This window comes from Vibrio sp. 1727, assembly GCF_033344415.1.
GTDB classification, from domain to species: domain Bacteria; phylum Pseudomonadota; class Gammaproteobacteria; order Enterobacterales; family Vibrionaceae; genus Vibrio; species Vibrio alginolyticus.
Window position 1 is genome coordinate 1 of the sequence record NZ_JAWPOT010000654.1, and the last position, 520, is coordinate 520.

Below are 520 nucleotides of genomic sequence, written 5' to 3' on the forward strand. Positions count from 1 at the left end.
TTTCTATTTCTCTTCGCTAGAGCACAGCCTCTTTACTTAACGAGTTCTTCGTCCCACTCAAATCGAGTAAACAATTGCTGCCACGTATCGTCGATACTCGCTTTCATCACCAGCTCTTCATTTGTAAACGGATGCACAAAACGCAGCTCCGAAGCATGTAACAGCAAGCGGTGTGAATCAAATTCGTTACGGAACAATTTGTTGTGTTTACCATCACCGTGCGATGTGTCCCCCACAATTGGGTGACGTAAGTGGGCCATGTGGCGACGCAATTGGTGCTTGCGACCAGTCTTGGGCTTCATTTCCATCAAACAGTAGCGCGTTGTTGGGAACTTGCCCGTCGAATAAGGCACTTCCACTTTCGCCAGTGGTTTGTAAGCGGTTACGGCCTCTTGATCTTCTTTCTCTTGTGAGGCGAACTTATCTGCAATTTTGTCTAATTCGACTTTTAACGCGTAATCTAAAACGCCCTCTTCCTCAATCCAGCCACGGACAATCGCGTGATAAGTCTTTTCCATTT

Annotated in this window: 1 protein-coding gene; it reads right to left on the bottom strand. The window is 46.5% G+C overall.

What is annotated here, in order from left to right; all coding sequences use genetic code 11:
• Positions 1-32 precede the first annotated feature (32 nt).
• Positions 33-520: pseudouridine synthase (locus tag R8O10_RS27435; RefSeq protein ID WP_318192262.1), on the bottom strand; the 488-nt coding region annotated here is incomplete at its 5' end.